We start from the raw sequence: 18,010 nt of genomic DNA, 5'->3' as shown, positions 1-18,010 counted from the left end.
ACAGCATGAAGAAGCAACTTGGTGGAACCCTGATCGGTTTTTTGGCCGGCCTGTTGGTGGGCCTGGGTCTGGCCCTGGCGGTGGCGGTCTACGTGACCAAGGTGCCCGTGCCCTTTGTGGACCGGGGCGTGTCGCGCAAGCCCACACAAGACGCCATTGAGGCCGAAAAGAACCGCAACTGGAACCCGAACGCGGGCCTGGCGGGCAACAAGCCGGCAACGCCCAAGGCCGATGCGCAGGCGCCCGAAGAAGGTGCGGTCAAGGCAGAGGGGTCACCAGCCCCTGCGGCCAAGCCCGCCGCCACTTCCCCGGCCACGTCGTCCGATCCCCTGGGCGACCTGGCGCGCAGCCGCACGCAGGGCAACCCCCCGTCAGGTGGCACGGTGGCGACAGCGCCGGCCGGCGGCGCCACGGAGTCCGACGCTTTCATTTATTTTGTGCAAGCGGGCGCTTTCCGCACGCCGGCCGACGCCGAGGCGCAGCGCGCCAAGCTGGCCATGCTGGGATTTGACGCCAAGGTCACCGAACGCGAGCAGGCGGGTCAAACCGTCTACCGTGTGCGCACCGGCCCCCACCGTGCCAAGGCCGACGCCGACGCCACTCAGGCCAAGCTGGCCGGCAACGGCATTGAAGCCGCGCTGGTGCGCGTACAACGCTGAAGTGTTTTTGACCACCCCGTCGCTTGCCCACTGCGTGTGGCCACATCCCCCTCAAGGGGCGACACCAGCCGTCCGGCAGAGCCGGCCCGGCGGTGTCTCCCGGTTCGGCCGCTTCATGCGCCGCGGGTACGGCGCACATGCAATGGATCAGCGACACGCAGCCACGTTTTTGAACTTTTGCCGCCGTGTCGCGCTCCACTCGGAGCAACCGCCGTTTTGGCAAGGAGATTGTTGAACATGCAACGCCGCGAATTCACCCAGGCCGTGCTGATGGCCGGCACCGCCGCCACGGGCCTGTTGGGCGCCAGCCACGCGCAGGCCCAGGCCACCTTCAAGGAGGGCAGTGACTACCTCAAGCTGGGCCGACCGGCCCCCGTCGATGCGCCGGCCGACAAGGTCGAAGTGATCGAGTTCTTCTGGTACAGCTGCCCCCATTGCAACGCCTTCGAACCCGCGTTCGACGCCTGGGCGAAGCGGCAACCGGCCCACGTGGTGGTCAAACGCGCACCGGTGGCCTTTCAGGACAGTTTTGTGCCCCAGCAGCGCCTGTATTACGCGCTGGAGGCCCTGGGCAAGGTCGAGGAGATGCATCGCAAGGTCTTCCACGCCATCCACACCGAACGCCAGCGCCTGGCCACCCAGGACCAGATCGCCGATTGGGTCGCCAAACAGGGTGTGGATCGCGCCAAGTTCCTGGAGGCTTACAACGCCTTCGGCGTGGCCGGCAAAGCCCGCCGCGCCACCCAGTTGCAAGACGCCTACCAGGTGGACGGCGTGCCGTCTTTGGGCATCGCCGGCAAATACTTCACCTCGGGTTCGTTGGCGCAGACGCTGCCGCGCTCGCTGCTGGTGGCCGACCACCTGATCGCACAGTCGCGCAAGGGCTGAGCCACAGGCCCTGCTCCAGGCCCGCCCTCTTCCGGCGGGCTTTTTTGTGCCCGCGCCCCGGCTGGGGTCGGAAAGCACCGGCTTACAATGCCATGCAATTTCCATGCCCTACCCAACATGCCGTTCCCGACCCTGACCCACCTCTGCCAGGCCATGCTGCTGACCTTGGCCGCGTGCGCCGGTGTGGCAGCCTGGGCCGAGAAGGCCGACCGCGACAAACCCATGAACGTGGAGGCCGACGCCTTGCGCCACGAGGACGGCCGCCAAACCAGCGTGTTCACCGGCAACGTGGTGGTGACCAAAGGCAGCATCCTCATCCGGGGCCAACAAATCGAGGTGCGCCAAGGCGCTCAGGGCCAGCAGTTCGGCATCGTGCTGGGCAACGCGCAGCAACAGGCCTTCTTCCGCCAGAAGCGCGATGTGGTCGATGAACACATCGAGGGCGTGGCCGACCGCATCGAATACAACAGCCAGGCCGACACGGTGAAATTCATCGGCCGCGCCGTGCTGCGCCGCTACCGGGGCAGCAACCTGAACGACGAAACGGCTGGCAACACCATCGTCTACGACAACGGGGCCGACGTGTTCACGGTGGACGGTGGCACAGCCACCACGGCCGCCACCCCCAACAACCCCGGCGGGCGCGTGCGCGCCATGCTGACCCCGGTGCCCAAGGCCGACGCCAGCGCCACCGCCCCGGCAAACAGCCCCGCTCCCGTGCTCAAACCCAGCCCCAGCATGGGGCCAGGCAAGCAGTGAGCGCGCACACAGCTGCACCGCTGGCGCCCAAACGCCGGCTGGAAGCCAGTGGCCTGCAAAAGGCCTATGGCAGCCGCAAGGTGGTCAAGGACGTGTCGCTGGCGGTGGAAGAAGGCGAAGTGGTGGGCCTGCTGGGCCCCAACGGTGCCGGCAAAACCACATCGTTCTACATGATCGTGGGCCTGGTGCGGGCCGATGCGGGGCAGATCACGCTCGACGGCCAGGCCGTCGAACGCCTGCCCATCCACCGCCGGGCACGCCTGGGCCTGGGCTACCTGCCGCAGGAAGCCTCGATTTTTCGCAAGCTCAGCGTGGAAGACAACGTGCGTGCCGTGCTGGAGCTGCAGGACGACCCCGCCACCGGCAAGCCCTACACCGCCAAAGCCCTGGACGAACGCCTGACGCAACTGCTGGAAGACCTGCACGTGTCGCACCTGCGCTCGTCGCCGGCACCCGCCTTGTCGGGCGGCGAACGGCGCCGGGTCGAAATCGCCCGAGCACTGGCGAGCAACCCGCGCTTCATCCTGCTCGACGAGCCCTTTGCCGGCATCGACCCGATTGCCGTCATCGAGATCCAGCGCATCATCGGCTTCCTCAAGTCGCGTGGCATCGGCGTGCTCATCACCGACCACAACGTGCGCGAAACGCTGGGCATCTGCGACCACGCCTACATCATCAACGAGGGCCGCGTGCTGGCCCGGGGCACGCCTTCGGAGATCGTCGAAAACGCAGATGTGCGAAGGGTGTACCTCGGCGAGCATTTTCGAATGTGAACATGAAGCAAAGCCTTTCGCTTCGTGTTTCCCAGCATCTGTCGCTGACCCCGCAACTGCAGCAGTCCATCCGGCTGCTGCAGCTCTCCACGCTGGAGATGGCGCAGGAGGTCGAGCAGATGCTCGACGAGAACCCCTTCCTGGAGCGCAGCGAGGAGGTGGCCGAGCGCGAGGCGTTTGGGGTGGATGCCGAAAACGCGCCGGTCAGCACCGGCGACCAGGTGAGCGAATGGAGCGCGGACAGCGGCCCGGCGACCACCAGCAGCGAAAGCGACGACTTCAGCGAAGAGGTGGGCAGCAGCGAGCCCGACTGGGACGGTGATGGCACCGTGTCCTTCACGCCCGACGACGGCGAATGGGGCGGCGAGGCCGCGCCGCGCAACCGCAACAACGCCGACGATGAAACCGCCAGCGCCGCCGAGCTGGCCAGCGAACACATCAGCCTGCAGGCCCACCTGCACCAGCAGGCCCTGGGCCTGCGGCTCAATGAAGAGGAGCGCGCGGCGCTGTACTTCCTGATCGAATCGCTCAACGACGACGGCTACCTAGACGAGCCCATCACCGACCTCGCCGCCGCGCTGGCTGGCGACGACTGGGAGGCCCGTGAAGCCACCGAACAGGCCCTGAACCTGGCGCTGCACTGGCTGCAGAACATGGACCCGGCTGGTGTGGGTGCGCGCGATCTGGCCGAATGCCTGCGGCTGCAAATCGAAGAGCTGCGCAACAGCCCCGCCGCCCAGGCCGCGCTGGCCATGTGCGCGCAGCCGCTGGACCTGCTGGCGCGGCGCGACGCCAAACGCCTGGCCGCCGCCTGCCACCTGGACGAGGCCGTGGTGCGCGAGGGCCTGGCGCTGATCAGCCGGTTGGAGCCCAAGCCGGGCCGGCGCTTCGCCAACGTGGAACGCAACACCGTGGTGCCCGACGTCATCGTCACCAAGGCGGGGCGCGGCTTCAAGGTGCAGCTCAACCCCGACGTGATGCCACGCCTGCGGGTGCACGACATCTACGCCAACGCGCTGCGACAAGGGCGCGGCGACAAGGGCGAAGGTGCGGCCAGCATGCAGCAGCGGCTGCAGGAGGCGCGCTGGTTCATCAAGAACATCCAGCAGCGCTTCGACACCATCCTGCGGGTCTCCAGCGCCATCGTCGAGCGCCAGCGCAACTTCTTCATGCACGGCGAGCTGGCCATGCGCCCGCTGGTGCTGCGCGAGATCGCCGATGAGCTGGGCCTGCACGAATCCACCATCAGCCGCGTGACCACCGCCAAGTACATGGCCACGCCTTTTGGCACCTACGAGCTCAAGTACTTCTTCGGCTCCAGCCTGGGGACGGAGACCGGCGGCAACGCGTCGAGCACCGCCGTGCGCGCGCTGATCAAACAGTTTGTGGCGTCTGAAGATGTGGCCAAGCCGCTGTCGGACAACCAGCTGTCGGAAATGCTCAAGGAACAAGGCATTGAGTGTGCACGCCGCACGGTGGCCAAGTACCGCGAAGCCCTTCGTATCGCACCGGCCAACTTGCGCAAACGTTGAAATGACACAATGACGGCGGCGCCCGCGCCAGCCATGACGTGGCTCTCGCCGCATGAATGGGTCCCGTCATGGCGCAACGCGCCGTCCTACCAGTGGCGCAGCCACGAGGTCATTCCGTCATCACCATGAACCAACTCACCCTTTTCCTGCCCTGCGCCGCTGGCGTGGAGGACTTTCTGGCCGCTGAGGTCAAGCGCATCGTGGGCGTGGCCGATGGCGACATGTCACGCTCGCGCGGCGGTGTGTTGCTCAAGGCCAGCTGGCGCGACGCCATGCTGCTCAACCTGCACAGCCGCCTGGCGCAGCGCGTGTTGGTGGAGCTGGCCTACGAGCCGTACCGCAGCGAAGACGACATCTACGAGATCGCCTGCGGTGTGGCCTGGGAAATCTGGATGACGCCCCGGCACACGCTCAAGGTGGAGATCACCGCGCAACACAGCCCGCTCAAGAGCCTGAACTTTGCCGCCCTGCGGGTGAAGGACGCGGTCTGCGACCGCCTGCGCCACAAAACCGGCGAACGCCCCAGCATCGACACCACCTGGCCCGATGTGCGGGTGTTTGCCCACCTGACCGAAGGCCAGTGCTCCGTCTACATCGACACCTCGGGCGAGCCGCTGTTCAAACGCGGCTGGCGCGAGGACAAAGGCGACGCGCCGCTGAAAGAAACCCTGGCCGCCGCCATGATCGCGGCCACCGGCTGGGACGGCAGCCAGGGCGCCGCCCTGCCCCTGTACGACCCCTGCTGCGGCAGCGGCACCGTGCTCATCGAGGCCGCGCAGATGGCGCTGAACATCGCGCCCGGCAGCACACGCCGCTTTGCCTTCGAAAAACTGCTGCCCTTCCAGTCTCACGTGTGGCAGGGCATCAAGGCCCAGGCACAGGCCGCACAAAAGCCCTGGCCCGAAGGGCAAAAGCCCTTCATCTTTGGCAGCGACGTGGCCTTCCGCATGGTGGACTTCGCGCAGCGCAACGCGCAGCGCGCTGGCGTGGCACACGCCATCGAACTGCGCGGTGGCGACGCGCTGCAACGTTTGCCGCCCAGCGAGCACCCCGGCGTGATGCTGCTCAACCCGCCCTACGGTGAGCGCATCGCTGCGGCGGGTGTGGCGGGCCAAAAAGCCGCCGTGCGCGCGCGCGAGCACGCCCAGAACGCCGACGGCAGCGAAGTGGACGCCTTCTTCGAACGCTTGGCCAGCCACTGGAAAAAACACTACAGCGGCTGGAGCGCCTGGCTGCTCACGCCCGACCTGAAGTTGCCGGGCAAGATGCGCTTCAAGGAAAGCCGGCGTGTGCCGCTGTGGAACGGCCCCATCGAATGCCGCCTGTTCCGCTTCGATCTGGTGGCGGGCCGCAACACCAAGCCGGCTGCGCCCTCCGATGCCGGCTGACGCGCTGCCGGCCGACGCCGCCGCCGGGCCGCCCCAAGGCGGCGTCAGCCCCCTTGGGGGGCAGCGGCCACACGCAGTGGGGCGCGTGGGGGCTCCGCTCGTCATCGACACCAACGTCGCGCTCGATCTGTTGGTGTTCAAAGACGCATCCACCACAGCGCTGTGGGATGCGCTGCAAACCGGTCGGGTGCGCTGGATTGCGACACGTGCCATGCGCGATGAACTGGAACGTGTGCTGGGTTATCCCAAACTGGCCGCGCGCATCGCCTTCCACCAATGCGACACGAGCACGGTGCTGGCGGCCATGGATGGGCTGTGCGATCAGGTGGCCGATGCGCCCAAAGCGCCCGTCACCTGCACGGACGCGGACGATCAGAAATTCATCGATCTGGCACTGGCCCACCGGGCCCAGCTGTTGAGCAAAGACCACCACATCACCCGCATGCGCAAGCGCCTGGCCGCGCTCGGCGTGAGCACTTCTGTCACTTGGAATCCGGTTGTTGTCTGATACAGACGGATACCACGGGTGGCATCTTCGTTTGTCAAATTTCTACAAATTTTCGCTTAGAATTTGCGTGGGCCGTCTTTGATGGCTCCCCGCTTTTCCTCCCTGAGCGGGCGCCTCGATGTGTCAAAGCAAAGAGGCTTCCCAATCCTGGCCCCTGGCCAGGATTTTTTTTGGGTGGATGCTTCCCCCGCGCCGCGCCGGCTGCGTGCTGGCTGGCTCAATCGGCGGCCTGCTTCAGGCGCTCACTTTTCCAGTACACGTCGTCGCCACCGTTCATGCGGTTGAACACACGGGCGAAAACGAACATCAGGTCACTCAGGCGGTTGAGATACTGGCGCGGGGTGTCCTTGATCGCCTCCTCATTGCCCAGCGCCACCACGGCGCGTTCGGCGCGGCGGGCCACGGTGCGGCACACGTGCGACAAGGCGGCGGCACGGCTGCCGGCCGGGAGGATGAACTCCTGCAAGCGGGGCAAACGCTCGTTGTGGGTGGCCAGGGCTTCGTCCAACGCCAGCACGGCTTCGGGCTTGAGCAGCTCAAACCCCGGTATGGAGAGTTCGCCCCCAAGGTTGAACAACTGGTGCTGCACCTCGACCAGGGTCTGGCGCACATCGTCCGGCACGTCTTCGCACAAGAGCACGCCGATGTGCGAATTGAGTTCATCCACCTCGCCCATGGCGTGCACACGCAGGCTGTTCTTGGAGACCCGGGTGTTGTCGCCCAGGCCGGTGGTGCCGTTGTCGCCGGTGCGGGTGGCGATTTGAGTGAGTCGGTTGCCCATGCGCGTTCCTGTGTCGGTGAAGGAGCCACCGATTTTGACGCATGGGCCCTCAGTCCCATGCGACGCTCAGAACCGCGCGACCGTGTGGGCCTCGATGTACTCGAAGTGGATGTCCTCGCCCAGGCCCGGCGCTTGCGACAGGTGCACATAGCCCTGCGCGTCCATGGGGTCGGGCAGGCGGTGCAGGTAGGCGGGCACCTCGTCGTAGTCGAGGAAGGGGTGCAGCAGGCCACGCTCGTACCAGCGGCAGTTGCGCACGGCCGCACACACGGCCAGGTTGGCGGCGCCGTTGCCGTGCACCTCGCAGTTCATGCCAAAACCTTCGGCCATGTGGGCCACTTTCAGCGCCGGCGAGATGCCACCCACGCCGGTGACGCCGGCGCGCAGGATGTCGCTGGCGCCGGCCTTGATCCAGTCGGCACGGCTGTGGTGTTTGCCGGACAGGCTCTCGGGCCCGAGGATGGGGATGTCGAGTTGCTCGGCCAGCCACACGTAGGAGGCCATGCTCTGCTCGTTCATCATCTCTTCGAACCAGGTGAAGTCCAGGCGCTGCAGGGCGTGGCCGATGCGCAGGGCGTCGGTGCGGCTGTAGCTGTGGTAGCCGTCGAGCATCAGCGGCACGTTGGGCCCCACGGCTTCGCGCACGGCGGCGCAGGCGCGGATGTCCATGTCCACGTCAGGCGCGAAGGACACCGGCGGCATCCAGGTGTGCAGCTTGATGCCACGGTAGCCCCGCGCCACCAGCTTGACGGCGAAGGCGGCGTATTCGTCGGGGGTGGAGAGGCCGCCCGGCGTCTCGTCGCCACACATGGTGCTGCCGTAGGCTGGCACCTTGTCGCGGTAACCGCCCAACAGCTTGTAGACGGGCTCGCCCAGCGAACGACCGGCCAGATCCCACAACGCGGTGTCCACCGCAGCCAAAGCGCGGTCGGTGAGCTGGCCGGCGCTGCCGCGCTGCCAGTGCTCCAGCTCGTGCCACAGCGCTTCGCGGTGCATGGGGTCGCGACCGATCAGCACCTTGCGCACAAAGCTGTCCAGCACGTGGGGGCGGATCACTTCGCAAGGGGCAAAACAGTGGCCGGTGCTGCCATCGTCGCAGGTGATGCTCAACAGCACCTGTTTGGCCTGACCCAGTTCGCCCGGGTGCGAGTGGCCCGCGCTGTCCACACTGCGGCGGGTGGGGTAGGTGAACACCTGTCCGTCAATTTTTTCGATCTTCATTCAAACGTCCTGATCAACAAAAGGGGGGCCATCACATCCGTGTGGCACCGGCCTGGGCGCGCACCTTGCGCGCGACCTCGGCGGTGGGATCGATGGTCCCGTGCAAGGTGGGCGTCCAGCCCACATCGGCGCCCAGGGTGGCACCGGAGTTGGCCTGCCTGAGCGCGGCCAACAAGTCCACCGGTTGGCCGTTGTGCCAGTTGCCCTGGGCGGCCAGTGCCTGGCCTCGCCAGAGCTTGACCAGTTTTGTGGTGGGCAGGTGGGCCGGCGTTTCCCACACGTTGTTCTGCACCACCAGGCGCGACTGCACGCCCACGCCAATCGAATAACCCAGCGGGTACGGGCCCTGGTCGCTGCCGGTGTAGAGGTTGTTGTAGACATGGACCTGACCAAAACGCACGCGCGGTGCGCGTTCGCCACAACGCTCCCACCAGTTGTGGTGGAAGGTCACCTTGAGGCGGTCACCGTCATTGGCCTTGTCGCTGTTGCCCACGAGGTTGGTTTTGTCGTGGTCGCGAAAGTGGCAGTACGACACCGTGACCCAGTTGGAGCGGGTGGTGATGTCGAGCAGGCCATCGTGGTGCTGCATGGGCCGGCCCAACGCCGTGCGGGCGCTGTGGTCGGGGCGCGCGCCGTCGTCGAAGGTGCAGTGGTCCACCCACACGTGGGTGGCGTTGCTCAGCGAGAGGTTGTCGTACTCCGCGTTCCACTCGCCGCTGGCGTTGTCCTTGGGGTCCCAGGCAGGGAAAAAGTCGTAGGCGTCGCTGAAGCGCAGGTTGCGCAGGATGACGTTGTCCACGTCTTTGATCAACAGCGTGCCGTGCTTGAAGCCCGCGTCGGGCCCCATGCCGATGACGGTGGTGCGCCCAGGCACCGGCACCACCACCGTGGCCTGCTGGCGATCCGCCGAGCGCTGGCGGGCTTCTTCCAACGGTCCCTTGAGCGGCTGTTTACCCCACACCGCGGGTGCGTAGGCGCGCAGGTAGGCCTCGAAATCAAAGGCCGGGTCGCGGAAGGCCGCGGCCCCCACGGGGCGGTTCTGCGCGTCCACACACAGATCGATGCGGCCGTGGACGCGCACGATGCGGGGCGCACCGGCTGCGCCGGCAGCCAAAGCCGCCACCAGTTCGACGCGGTTGCGCACGTCGAACACCATGGAGGGCAAGGCGTCGGCACCACCCCGCGTGCCACCTTCGGCCGCTGCCCAACCATCGTTGGCGGCCAGCACCTGGCGCTCCCACGGGTGGCTGCTGGCCACGGGGCCGGTGCTGGAACAGCCGGGCAACAGGGCCATGCCAGCACCCGCCGCCGACAAACCCAGGACCAGACGGCGGCGCGCAGCGTTGTGCAAGCTGAACATGTGTGCCCCCTTCACTTGATGCGCTTGAGCAGGGTGTTGCCTTCCTCGTACAAACGACGTGCGGCCTCCTGCTCGGTGGCCTTGCCATAGGCCACGGTCTCGAAGACCTCGCGCATGAACTTGCTGAAACGCTGGTTCTCGAACAGCGGTGAAGGCAGGTCGATGCCACCGGCCTCCTTCTGCAGCTTGATCTGCTGGTAGGCCGCCTGCTCCAGCGGGCCAATGCGGTTGTCCTTGAGCAAGGCGTGCAGCGCGCCGCTGGCCGAGGGCACGCCACGCGACAGGCCGAGGATTTGTGCGGCCTGCGGGTCGGTCAGCAGGAAGTTCAGGAACTTGACCGCAACCTCTGGGTGTTTGGTGCGTTTGCTCACCGCAAACATCAGCGAAGGCCGCCCGAACATGCCGCTGTGTTTGGCGCCCGGCAAGGTGAGGAAGGGGCCAATGGCCAGCTTCTGGTTTTTGTCCAGCGTGCTTTCGCGCAGGCGCACCACCGAGTCCCAGGTGTAGTTGCCGGCCCAGTTGCCGTTGGTCCAGTCCTGCTGCTGTTCGGTGGGCTTTTCGGCACCGCCCAGGCTGGCGCGGTAGGGCAGCGGAGTGGCCACCTTGCTGTCCACCAGCTTCTTGTACATCTGCACCCACTCCAGCACCGCTTCCTGGCTCATGGCCACCTTGGGCTCGTTGGGGTCCACATAGGGTTTGCCGTGTTTCTGCTGCACGTAGGCGTGCGACAACAACAGCACGTCGTAAGGCTCACCGTCGAGCAGGTAGGCCTTGTCGCCGTTTTTGGCCTGGAAGGCCTTGCCGGCCGCGAACAGCTCGTCCCAAGTGGTGGGCAGCTTCAGGCCGGCGCGTTCAATGGCCGCCTGGTTCCACACAAACACCCGCGCGGTGTAGGCCGCGGGCAGCGCATTGAGCTTGCCGCCCAAGGTGCCCATCTTGAGGTCGGCGGGCGCGAACTGGTCCAGCGCCAGCAGGTTCTTGTGGGCGCCCAGGTCCAGGAAGCCCGTACCGCTCTTGGAGTAGCTGGACAACCACGCCCAGTTGAGCTGCACGATGTCGGCCTCGGAACCCCCAGCGATCTGCGTGGACAGGCGCTCCTGGTAGCCGTTGAAGCCCATGTACTCGCCCTTGATTTTGACGCCCGGGTTTTTGGCCTCAAAAGCGGCGATGGCCTTGAGTGTGGTTTCGTGGCGTTCGCCGCCGCCCCACCACGAAAAGCGCAAGGTGGCGTCCTGTGCGTGAACGGGGGCGGTGCTGGCCAGCGCGGCAAGTGCGGCGGCGGTGAGGATGGTGCGGCGTTGCATGTGGATCTCCCTGTGTTGTTGTGTTGGAAAGCGGATCAGAGGAACAAGTTGCGGCCATCGCCTTCGTGGGCAAAAGCGTGGCACTGGTGCATGTGGAAACCGAAGGTGTGCTTGTCGCCACGCTGCTTGTGCTCCAGGCCCTGGAGCTGTTCGGGCGGCACGCGGCAGGTCAGCGGCACGTCGCCGATGTCGAAGTGCACAAACACCTCGCTGCCCATGTGCTCCATGAAACGCAGACGGCCTTCCACCCGATGCACGCCGTCTTGTTCGGCGCCAGCGGTGACGTGCTCGGGACGGATGCCAAAGCGGATGGGCCGGCCCACCAGCGCGCGCAGCTTGGCCTCGCGGTCAGCGGGCAGAGGCAAGGTGGCGCCGCCCAACTCGATGCCCAGGCCGGCACCTGCGGCACTCACCTTGGCCGGCCGGATGTTCATTTCGGGCGAGCCGATGAAGCTGGCCACAAAGGCATTCGCCGGGCGTTCGTACAGCGTGGTGGGCCGGTCCACCTGCTGGATGGTGCCTTCCTTGAGCACGCAGATGCGCTCGCCCATGGTCATGGCCTCGGTCTGGTCGTGGGTGACATAGATCACGGTGGACGGTCGGCCGGCTTCGCGCAGCGTGCGGTGCAGCTCGGTCAGGCGCACCCGCATGGACGCGCGCAGTTTGGCGTCGAGGTTGGACAGCGGTTCGTCGAACAAAAACACCTCGGGCTTCTTCACGATGGCGCGGCCCACGGCCACACGCTGCGCCTGGCCACCCGAAAGCTGCTTGGGGTAGCGGTCCAGCAGGTGGTCCATCTCCAGCAGCTTGGCGGCGTCGCGCACGCGGTTGTCCACCTCGGCCTTGGGTGTGCCCGCGAGCTTGAGGCCAAAGGCCAGGTTCTCGTAGACCTTCATGTGTGGGTACAGCGCATAGTTCTGGAACACCATGGCGATGCCACGTTGTTTGGGCGCGAGGTTGTTGACCACCTTGCCGCCGATGCGCAGCTCACCACCGCTGATGGTCTCCAGCCCCGCGACCATGCGCAGCAGCGTGCTTTTGGCGCAGCCCGACGGGCCGACAAACACCATGAACTCACCGTCGTGGATGTCGAGGTCAACGCCATGCACGGCGGTGAACCCATTGGCGTAGGTTTTCTGGATTTTTTTGAGATGGACTTGTGCCATGGTGTGGTCTCCCTGGAATGCGTGGGTGGGCCTTAGCCCTTGATGCCGCTGCTGGAGGCGCCTTCGATGAAGTGGCGCTGGGCGGCGAAGAACACGAGGATGGACGGCAGCAGGGCCACCACCGAGATGGCCAGCACGCTGGCCCATTCGACCTCTTCGGTGGCGCCGATGCTCATCTTCAAGGCCAGCGACACCGGGTACTTCTCCACGGTGGAGAGGTAGATCAGCGGGCCCATGAAGTCGTTCATGGTCCAGATGAACTGGAACACGATGACGCTGATGATGGCCGGCTTGAGCAGGGGCACGATGATGTGCCACAGCAGCTGCAGTGGGTTGCAGCCGTCGATCTGTGCGGCCTCCTCCATGTCGCGCGGGATGCCGCGCAGGAACTGCACCAGCATGAAGACGAAGAAGGTGTCGGTGGCGAAAGCCGAAGGCACGATCAGCGGCAGGTAGCTGTCGAGCCAGCCGAACTCTTTGAACATCAGGTACTGCGGCAGGCGCAGGATGATGAGCGGCAGCATCATGGTGCCAACCATGATGCCGAACAGCGTCTTCTTGCCCCAGAACTCGAAACGCGCGAAAGCGTAGGCCACCAGCACACACGAGATCACCGTGACGATGATGCGCGGCACCGTGATGATGAAGGAGTTGAGGAAGTAGGTGGCGAAGGTGTATTCGGTGCTGGTCTTCCAGCCCTTGACGTAGGCGGTGAAATCAAAACTGGAGGGCCAGAAACCCATCTCGGTGAAGATTTCGGTGTTGGTCTTGAAGGACGCACCGACCAGCCAGATCATGGGATAGAGCATGACCAGGCCGACCAGGCCCAACACCACGTAGCGCATGAGGGCGTTGAGGCGTTCGCGCCGTTGCGACACGGCGGCTTCGTGGTCGGCCACAGACGTTGCTGCGGCGTTGTTGGTGGTGAGCGTGTTCATCGCTTGCTGTCCTTCTCGCCGGAATAAAAGACCCAGTACTTGGAGGTGAAAAAGGAGAACGCGCTGAGACTGCCCACCAACGCGAACAACACCCACGACAGCGCGCTGCCGTAGCCCAGGTTGAAATACTTGAAGCTTTGGTCGTAGATGTAGAGCGAGAGCACGTAGGTGGAGTGCAGCGGGCCGCCCTCGGTGATCATGTAGGGGCCGTTGAACTCCTGGAAGGCGTGCACCATCTGCATGATCAGGTTGAAGAAGATCACCGGCGTGATCAGCGGCACCGTGATGCGGAAGAACTGTTGTGTCTTGCTGGCACCGTCGATTTCAGCGGCCTCGTACAAAGACGTGGGCACGTTCTGCAGCGCGGCCAGAAAGATCACCATGGCCGAGCCGAACTGCCAGGTGAACAACAGGATCACGGTCCAGATGGAATAGTGCTCGTCGGCCAGCCAGGCGATGGGTTCCAAACCGAACTTGGCCAGCACGATGTTGACCAGCCCGTTCTGCGAAAAGATGAAGCGCCACATCACCGCCGCTGCGATGGAGCCGCCCAGGATGGAGGGCAGGTAGAAGGCCGAGCGGAAGAAGTTGATGCCACGCAGTTTGAAGTTCAGCACGTGGGCGATGAACAACGCGAAGCCCACCCGCAGCGGCACCGAGATGGCCACGAACAGCAGCGTGACGCCGAGCGACTTGTGGAACAGCGGATCGGTGGTGAACATCTCCCGGTAGTTGTCCAGGCCGATGTACTCGGGCGGGTTGATGACGTCGTATTGCGTGAAGCTCAGCACAAAACTCATCACAAAGGGGAACAGCTTGAACAGCAGCACGCCCAACACAAAGGGCAGCACAAACAGAAAGCCGATGCGTTTGTTTTCATACATGGTTGACCCAGTCTCCGGCGCGCGCGGCCGGGGTTCGGTGATGTAATAAGCCCACTGCAGGGAGATGCCTCGCCCCACCACGGGTGGTCACGGTCCTGCGTTTTGTGTTCACGCTGCCGCCATGCCCGCTTCTCGCCCACAGCCCCACCGCGCTTTGTCCCACCTGCTGGTGGCCGAACTCAGCGCCGACATCCGCAACAACGTGCTGCGCCCTGGCGACAAGCTGCCCATCGAGCCTGAGCTGGCACAACGTTTTGGCGTGAGCCGCACCGTGGTGCGCGAATCGGTGCAACGCCTGCAGGCCATGGGCATGGTGGAGGTGCGCCGTGGGGTGGGCACCTTTGTGCTGGCGCCCACCGCCGACCACGGCTTGCTGTTGCACGCCGAGGGCCTGAGCGGAACACACCAGGTGCTGGCCATGCTGGAGCTGCGCATCGGCGTGGAAACCGAAGCCGCTGCGCTGGCCGCCATGCGCCGCACCGACGCCCAGCTCGCCGGCATGCGGCGCGCCTTGTTGGACTTCGACACCGCCTTGCGCGAGGGCCGCAGCACGCTGTCGGCCGACTTCGATTTCCACCGGCTCATCGCCCAGGCCACACACAACCCCTACTTCGAGCAGGTGCTGCACAACCTGGGGCACGCCACCATGTCGGGTGGCGCCCACCGGCGCGGCGAGCCCCAGGCGGTGGCCGATCAGGACGCGGCCTCGCCCACGCAGTTTGGCGCGGAAGTGGCCACGTTGTTGCCGGGCAAGGCCATGACCGCCCACGAGCACGAGGGCCTGTTTGAGCGCATCGCGCAACGCGACGTGATGGGTGCGCGGGCGGCCATGCTGGTGCACCTGAGCAGCAGCCGCGAACGCATGCGCCGCGCCAGTGCCACGCCCGCCTGAGGGCGAGCGCCGGCACGGCGGGTGATGGCGGCGGAGGGTCTCGGCCATGGGGTCACTCAGAAGTTGTGCCGCAACGCCACTTCGTAGCCGGTGCCGGCGCGCTTGTATTTCAGCGTGCCATCGGCCTCGAAGGCCTTGAGCTGATCGCGCACCAGCGACAGGTTCACCGAGGTGCGTTTGCTCAAGGGGTAGTGGTAGCCCAGGCCCAGACGGGCGCCTTCGCGGTCAGAGGCGCGCGACGAACCGTTGGCCATGTCGTCCTTGAGGCGGCGGTAGGACACGCGGACCTCGCCCGGCCCGGCCGGAATGCGTGCACCCAGCGTCACCACCGTTTGCCGCCCGCTGTCGCTGGCACCCAGGTCGTCGGTGCGGGCCCAGGTGAACAGGGGTTTGATGAACCCCAGGTCGTAGGAGCCGCCGAAGGTCAGCGTTTTGATGCCATCGCTCGAACTGGCGCCCGACAGCGGATCCTGTTCCGTCTGGTAGGTGGTGGCCAGGGTCAACGGGCCGCCCGCGTAGTCCAGGTGGAAACCGCGGGCCGCTTTGATGTCGTTGGCGGGGGCAGCAGCGGCCAAACCCACACTGAAGCCGCCCAGCGAGGGCGTTTCGTAGTAAACGGTGTGGTCCCATTTGGCGGCGGAACGGGCCCCACGGCTGCCGTTGGAGGCGTAGGAGTCGCCCCCAAACGCTTCAAAACGGCCGTTGACGCCCTTCCAGTCCTGCGGCGAACTCATGCGCCCCAAGCGCACCTGGCCGATGGCATTGTTCGCCAACCCCACCCAGGCCTTGTCCTTCCAGTAGACCGGGCCATCGACGTTGCCGTCGGTGCCGTTGAAGCGGTGCTCCAACTGGAAGAAGGCGCTGTTGCCATTGCCCAAATCTTCCTTGCCCGTGAAACCCAGGCGGGCACGCGAGCTGTCGTCCATGTAGCTGACGCTGTCCTCGCTTTTGCTCAGGTCCATCGGTCCGTGGCGCACGCCCAGATCGATGCGGCCATACACGGCCACGCTGGATTGGGCCTGCGCCACCCCGACGTGCAAACACGCGGCCACCAGCACGCCGGGCACCACCGCCCAGTTGCGTTGTTTCATTTTTCAGTCTCCCTGATGCACGCTCACGTGCATTGCGCCTCACACACACCGCTGCCCACAGGCACCGGCGCCTCCCTTGTTCAAACCCCCACCCAGCAACGCGCAGGGGTTTGTTCAAACGCTTTTGTTGTTAGACATCATACGTAAACACCCGCTCGGAATGCCGCCCAAAAATGCGCTGAAATTAGGGGTTTTCCCTTTTGTTTCACAATTTTTTGGGATTGAATTGAGCTGTACCACCACAGCCAACCCGTCAAACGCGGGGCGAATACCCCAGAACCTGGAATCAGCCGCTGAACCTCGGGTGCGTCATGTGATGACTTGCCTCTTTCTCTGGCACCAGTGCCGCCCCAGGGCACAACACCCACAATGTGTCGATAATGCAAAGCCGGCAGCCACACTGGCCTTGGTCTGCCGGGTTGGAGACCTTTTATGAACACCCCCCTGCCCAGCCACCTGCTGCCTGAAATCCACCAGCGCGAGGTGCCCGCCGCCCTGATCGATGCGCTGAAAGCGCGGTTTGGCGACCGTTGCTCCACCGCCCTGGCCGTGCGCGAGCAACACGGCCGCGACGAGTCGGCCTTCACCACCGTGCCGCCGCCCTCGGCCGTGGTGTTTGCCGAATCCACCGCCGACGTGGCCGATGCGGTCAAGCTGGCCGCACAACACCGCGTGCCGGTCATTCCTTTTGGGGTGGGCTCCTCGCTCGAAGGCCATTTGTTGGCCGTGCAAGGTGGCATCAGCATCGACGTGAGCCGCATGGCCCAGGTGCTGTCGGTCAACGCCGAAGACCTGACGGTGACCGTGCAGCCCGGTGTGACACGCAAGGCGGTGAACGAAGCGGTCAAGAGCGAAGGCCTGTTTTTCCCCATCGACCCCGGCGCCGATGCGTCGATTGGTGGCATGGCCGCCACCCGCGCCAGCGGCACCAACGCCGTTCGCTACGGCACCATGCGCGAAAACGTGCTGGCGCTGGAGGTGGTGACCGCCCAGGGCGAGGTCATCCGCACCGGCACCCGCGCCAAAAAAAGCAGCGCCGGCTACGACCTCACCCGCCTGATGGTGGGCAGCGAAGGCACGCTGGGCGTGATCACCGAAGTGACGCTCAAGCTCTACCCGCTGCCCGAGGCGGTGTCGGCCGCGACCTGCTCGTTCCCCAGCATCGAAGCCGCCGTGCGCACCACCATCCAGGTGATCCAGATGGGCATCCCGATCGCGCGCTGCGAACTGATCGACGCCGGCACCATCCGCATGGTCAACGCCCACAGCAAGCTGAATCTGCGCGAGGAAACCATGTTGCTGATGGAGTTCCACGGCTCGCCCGCCAGCGTGCAGGAACAGGCCGAAACGGTGCAGGCCATCGCCGACGAATTTGGCGGCCAAGCCTTTGCCTGGGCCACCACACCCGAAGACCGCACCCGCCTGTGGACCGCGCGCCACAACGCCTACTTTGCTGCCGTGCAGAGCAAACCGGGCTGCCGCGCCATCAGCACCGACACCTGTGTGCCCATCAGCCGCTTGGCCGACTGCCTGCTCGACTCGGTGGCCGAGGCCGACGCCTCGGGCCTGCCCTACTTCCTGGTCGGCCACGTGGGCGACGGCAACTTCCACTTCGGCTACCTGATCGACCCGGACAACGCCGACGAACGTCGGCTGGCCGAGGACCTCAACCACAAACTGGTGGCGCGGGCGCTGTCGCTGGAAGGCACTTGCACCGGCGAACACGGCGTGGGCCTGCACAAGATGGACTTTCTGCGCCATGAGGCCGGTGATGGCGCGGTGCAGATGATGCGCACCATCAAACGTGCGCTGGACCCCGACAACATCATGAACCCAGGCAAGATCTTCGCGTGGTGAGACACGCCG

17 protein-coding genes are annotated in these 18,010 nt (G+C 65.5%); 9 read left to right on the top strand and 8 right to left on the bottom strand.

Features of this window, described 5'->3' with window-relative positions; genetic code table 11:
• Positions 1-5 precede the first annotated feature (5 nt).
• From ACFQPB_RS09990 to ACFQPB_RS09960, 7 genes are all read left to right on the top strand, one after another.
• Positions 6-659, top strand: a complete 654-nt coding sequence (locus ACFQPB_RS09990; protein ID WP_382222537.1) for an SPOR domain-containing protein — start codon at positions 6-8, stop codon at positions 657-659.
• A gap of 237 nt (positions 660-896) precedes the next feature.
• Positions 897-1,547, top strand: a complete 651-nt coding sequence (locus ACFQPB_RS09985) for a thiol:disulfide interchange protein DsbA/DsbL (protein ID WP_382222534.1) — start codon at positions 897-899, stop codon at positions 1,545-1,547.
• A 117-nt stretch (positions 1,548-1,664) separates the two neighbouring features.
• Entirely contained in the window at positions 1,665-2,306 is a 642-nt protein-coding gene (gene lptA, locus ACFQPB_RS09980) for a lipopolysaccharide transport periplasmic protein LptA (protein ID WP_382197759.1), read from the top strand.
• A complete protein-coding gene (gene lptB / locus ACFQPB_RS09975) occupies positions 2,303-3,079 on the top strand; it encodes an LPS export ABC transporter ATP-binding protein (RefSeq protein ID WP_382222531.1) in 777 nt (258 codons plus the stop codon). Before lptA ends, lptB begins: the two co-directional genes overlap by 4 nt.
• 2 nt (positions 3,080-3,081) lie before the next feature.
• Positions 3,082-4,611, top strand: a complete 1,530-nt coding sequence (locus ACFQPB_RS09970) for an RNA polymerase factor sigma-54 (RefSeq protein ID WP_382222528.1) — start codon at positions 3,082-3,084, stop codon at positions 4,609-4,611.
• 125 nt (positions 4,612-4,736) lie between these two features.
• Entirely contained in the window at positions 4,737-5,999 is a 1,263-nt protein-coding gene (locus tag ACFQPB_RS09965; RefSeq protein WP_382222525.1) for a THUMP domain-containing class I SAM-dependent RNA methyltransferase, read from the top strand.
• Entirely contained in the window at positions 5,989-6,507 is a 519-nt protein-coding gene (locus ACFQPB_RS09960) for a putative toxin-antitoxin system toxin component, PIN family (protein WP_382222522.1), read from the top strand. The genes ACFQPB_RS09965 and ACFQPB_RS09960 overlap by 11 nt, the downstream gene beginning before the upstream one ends.
• Positions 6,508-6,724: 217 nt before the next feature.
• Here the strand turns inward: ACFQPB_RS09960 and ACFQPB_RS09955 are convergent, their stop codons facing one another.
• The 7 genes from ACFQPB_RS09955 to ACFQPB_RS09925 all read right to left on the bottom strand — a co-directional run bounded on the left by ACFQPB_RS09955 (position 6,725) and on the right by ACFQPB_RS09925 (position 14,161).
• The gene (locus ACFQPB_RS09955) at positions 6,725-7,288 is read right to left on the bottom strand and encodes a cob(I)yrinic acid a,c-diamide adenosyltransferase (RefSeq protein WP_382222520.1); all 564 of its coding nucleotides are present in this window, start codon (positions 7,286-7,288) and stop codon (positions 6,725-6,727) included.
• 66 nt (positions 7,289-7,354) lie between these two features.
• Positions 7,355-8,509 carry a mandelate racemase family protein gene (locus ACFQPB_RS09950; RefSeq protein ID WP_382222517.1) on the bottom strand — a complete coding sequence of 385 codons (1,155 nt, stop codon included), beginning with the start codon at positions 8,507-8,509 and terminating at the stop codon, positions 7,355-7,357.
• A gap of 31 nt (positions 8,510-8,540) precedes the next feature.
• Entirely contained in the window at positions 8,541-9,869 is a 1,329-nt protein-coding gene (locus ACFQPB_RS09945; RefSeq protein WP_382222514.1) for a pectate lyase family protein, read from the bottom strand.
• An 11-nt stretch (positions 9,870-9,880) separates the two neighbouring features.
• On the bottom strand, positions 9,881-11,173 hold the full coding sequence (locus ACFQPB_RS09940; protein ID WP_382222511.1) for an ABC transporter substrate-binding protein: 1,293 nt from the start codon (positions 11,171-11,173) through the stop codon (positions 9,881-9,883).
• Between the two features lie 35 nt (positions 11,174-11,208).
• The gene (locus ACFQPB_RS09935) at positions 11,209-12,339 is read right to left on the bottom strand and encodes an ABC transporter ATP-binding protein (RefSeq protein ID WP_382222508.1); all 1,131 of its coding nucleotides are present in this window, start codon (positions 12,337-12,339) and stop codon (positions 11,209-11,211) included.
• A gap of 32 nt (positions 12,340-12,371) precedes the next feature.
• A complete protein-coding gene (locus ACFQPB_RS09930; RefSeq protein ID WP_382197732.1) occupies positions 12,372-13,277 on the bottom strand; it encodes a carbohydrate ABC transporter permease in 906 nt (301 codons plus the stop codon).
• Complete coding sequence (locus tag ACFQPB_RS09925) at positions 13,274-14,161, bottom strand: carbohydrate ABC transporter permease (RefSeq protein WP_382222505.1); 888 nt, start codon at positions 14,159-14,161, stop codon at positions 13,274-13,276. Before ACFQPB_RS09925 ends, ACFQPB_RS09930 begins: the two co-directional genes overlap by 4 nt.
• 121 nt (positions 14,162-14,282) lie before the next feature.
• Here ACFQPB_RS09925 and ACFQPB_RS09920 point away from each other — a divergent pair, with 121 nt between their 5' ends.
• Complete coding sequence (locus ACFQPB_RS09920) at positions 14,283-15,053, top strand: FadR/GntR family transcriptional regulator (RefSeq protein WP_382222502.1); 771 nt, start codon at positions 14,283-14,285, stop codon at positions 15,051-15,053.
• Positions 15,054-15,109: 56 nt separating this feature from the next.
• Here the strand turns inward: ACFQPB_RS09920 and ACFQPB_RS09915 are convergent, their stop codons facing one another.
• Positions 15,110-16,144, bottom strand: a complete 1,035-nt coding sequence (locus tag ACFQPB_RS09915) for a porin (RefSeq protein WP_382222499.1) — start codon at positions 16,142-16,144, stop codon at positions 15,110-15,112.
• Between the two features lie 432 nt (positions 16,145-16,576).
• Between ACFQPB_RS09915 and ACFQPB_RS09910 the strand changes: the two genes are divergently transcribed.
• The gene (locus ACFQPB_RS09910) at positions 16,577-18,001 is read left to right on the top strand and encodes an FAD-binding oxidoreductase (RefSeq protein ID WP_382222496.1); all 1,425 of its coding nucleotides are present in this window, start codon (positions 16,577-16,579) and stop codon (positions 17,999-18,001) included.
• Positions 18,002-18,010: the final 9 nt, after the last annotated feature.

Source organism: Hydrogenophaga atypica, from assembly GCF_042665215.1.
GTDB classification, from domain to species: domain Bacteria; phylum Pseudomonadota; class Gammaproteobacteria; order Burkholderiales; family Burkholderiaceae_C; genus Hydrogenophaga; species Hydrogenophaga defluvii_A.
The sequence above is the reverse complement of the archived record's forward strand: the minus strand, read 5'-3'. Positions and strand labels throughout refer to the sequence as shown.